The sequence below is a fragment of the Candidatus Babeliales bacterium genome (assembly GCA_035455925.1).
Lineage (GTDB): Bacteria > Babelota > Babeliae > Babelales > Vermiphilaceae > SOIL31.
Genome location: DATIEE010000019.1, coordinates 1 through 2255 on the forward strand (window position 1 = coordinate 1; position 2255 = coordinate 2255).

Genomic DNA, 2255 nt, shown 5'->3' on the forward strand with positions numbered 1-2255 from the left:
GTTGGTGGAAAAACCGCCAAGAAAATAAATCATGTCATTAAAACCATTGGCGAAAATATAAGTCAAAAAAAGATCGACCCAAAAAAAGCGATGGATCTAAGAAAAAAACTTTATGAAGAATCTAGAAGTCTTTCAGATTCGGTTAATAAAACCTATATCGAACCGCTAACCCGCGGCATCAACGATTTTTTTGCGCACTATTCAGCAGAGAATCCAACTTTTTATAAGCATTTAAAAAATGCCGATAAACTTACTGAACTTAAAAATATGGCTCTATTAAGCACTGATTATATTGGCAAATTAGGTCTTGACCGGCTTCCATTAGGCAAACTAGCGACTGATGTTTCTTCCTATGTAGTTGGAGAAACGGAACGATTTGCTCGTGGTATTGCTAAAAATCCGGCAGCCCGCAAATATTATTTTGATGCCGTCACGTCAACCGTTCGTAACGATCCCATGTTATTTGCACATAACCTGAATAAACTTAAATCAGAAATGCCTGAAATATTCGGCGCAGAACAGCCTTCAATCCCTTCTGGCACACCTCAATGGATAATTGAAGAATAGCATTATAGTGATTGTTTATTGCTTCCATTATTGATGTCAAAATATAAGCGCTTGCCATTAATAACAACCAGATAATCAATCCAACAAAATAGGCTATTAAAAAATATCCACACCAAATTAAAATTATAGAAACCATTATTTTTCCCTATTCCAACACTCTTCATGAGCATCATCAGTAGTTTCTTCCCCAAACCAATGGATGGTTATAAAATTTTCTGGATTAATTTTAGTTCCATCATTATCGCGATAAGGGTTTTTGTATTGTTCACATACCCAACAAATTTTGTTTTCCATTGTGTCCCTAAAGTATAATGTTAATCATTGTAACAAAAATTGCCGTAACTATCCTGAATACCAACGCCAAAATACCCATTTGGCCCAGTAACAACTGTTGTATTGCCCGACTGTGTACCAACATATGAATTGGCAAAATCACCCCTGGAGCAATAAAAGAAGTTTGCTGATGCTGCATTGATTAATAATAACGATAATAAAATTGTTTGTTTCATGATTGTCCCTTGTTTTGTTTTGTTTGTTTCTCTTATCTTAAAAATCAGAGGTGTTTATGATTATCCCATTTGGTTATCTTGTAGCCTTTTATGTCGGTTTATTACTCTTTCTTGCTGCACTTTGCTTTACAATCGATATAAAGAGTAACAACAAAGAATAAGTAATAATGCAGTGCCGACCATCATAAAATTCAATAATATGTCATTCATGATTCTCCTATTTTGCATTCACATTCCTCATGGCAATCATACGAACAATCCTTAGCATGAACTTTGCAATTACTTATGAATGGAATGCAATTATCTTTATTATCATGGCAATGTATATCTTTAATTGCGCATTTTTTTATTTCTTGCAAATATTTTTTTCGCTTTGCGCAAACCTTGCATGCCGTCCACTTTGACCAATTTTCAAGTCCAGAACAAATATGGCACATATTATCGCCAGATTTAGCCATTGGCGTAAATCTTATATTGCATTTACTACAATTTTTGGTCGTTCGATATTTCGCCATCTAATGTTCTTTCAAAATTTAATTTCTCCAATACTAATGTATTAATAATCTGCCTTATGGAGACATTATATTTTGCGGCCACAATTTTCAATTCAGTATGCCATTCTATGGGCATATCTATGCTTAATCGCTGCGTTTTTTTATTCGCCATAACTTACCTCATATGTATAGTCTTCCACATTTCCACATGAATGTCAAATACTCTTGCTTTCTAAAAATGCTTATTTCTAGGCTGTTTATGTATTTTAATTTTTTTTAGGAGAAGTAATGGCAGGTCAAACAAGAAGTAAAGTAGCCTATGGCTTATCTGAAGCATTGCCAGTAATGCCACCATCACCCATAGTGGCAAAAAGAGCGCCTACATCATCAGATAAGGCACCACTTGGCACCCTCTGGATTCAACCTACTACGGCAGCTGGTGTTGCTGTTAATGCTGCTTGGGTTTTAACTTCTATAATTAGTAATTCAGCATCATGGGAAGATATTTCTGGTGGAGCTGGTTTATTTACATCTCTTACTGTTAATCCAGGTCCTACGGCCTTATCAACGGTCGGTAACGGTGCGGTAACTATCGGTAATGCAACTAATACCGGTGCGGTGACTATGGTTGCTGGTACGGGTAATTTAGCGATCAATGGTGCAGGTCATCTCATTACCATAGCAA

The 2255-nt window shown here is 35.8% G+C and carries 5 protein-coding genes; 2 read left to right on the top strand and 3 right to left on the bottom strand.

From position 1 onward, the window contains the following. Positions 1-567: hypothetical protein (locus tag VLB80_02895; protein HSC25141.1), on the top strand; the 567-nt coding region annotated here is incomplete at its 5' end. Positions 568-702: 135 nt separating this feature from the next. Here VLB80_02895 and VLB80_02900 read toward each other — a convergent pair. The 3 genes from VLB80_02900 to VLB80_02910 all read right to left on the bottom strand — a co-directional run bounded on the left by VLB80_02900 (position 703) and on the right by VLB80_02910 (position 1591). Next, positions 703-861 (bottom strand): hypothetical protein, encoded by a 159-nt coding sequence (locus tag VLB80_02900; GenBank protein ID HSC25142.1) that lies wholly within the window; start codon positions 859-861, stop codon positions 703-705. Positions 862-881: 20 nt separating this feature from the next. Continuing rightward, positions 882-1076, bottom strand: coding sequence for a hypothetical protein (locus VLB80_02905; protein HSC25143.1), 195 nt, complete (start codon positions 1074-1076; stop codon positions 882-884). Between the two features lie 206 nt (positions 1077-1282). Further along, positions 1283-1591, bottom strand: coding sequence for a hypothetical protein (locus VLB80_02910; GenBank protein ID HSC25144.1), 309 nt, complete (start codon positions 1589-1591; stop codon positions 1283-1285). Positions 1592-1858: 267 nt separating this feature from the next. Here VLB80_02910 and VLB80_02915 point away from each other — a divergent pair. Further along, on the top strand, positions 1859-2255 hold a 397-nt coding region (locus tag VLB80_02915; GenBank protein HSC25145.1), incomplete at its 3' end, for a hypothetical protein.

Coding starts and splice junctions, on each gene's coding strand:
- VLB80_02900 (HSC25142.1), bottom strand. CDS start 861: ATGGAAAACAAAATTTGTTGGGTATGTGAACAATACAAAAACCCTTAT.
- VLB80_02905 (HSC25143.1), bottom strand. CDS start 1,076: ATGAAACAAACAATTTTATTATCGTTATTATTAATCAATGCAGCATCA.
- VLB80_02910 (HSC25144.1), bottom strand. CDS start 1,591: ATGGCGAAATATCGAACGACCAAAAATTGTAGTAAATGCAATATAAGA.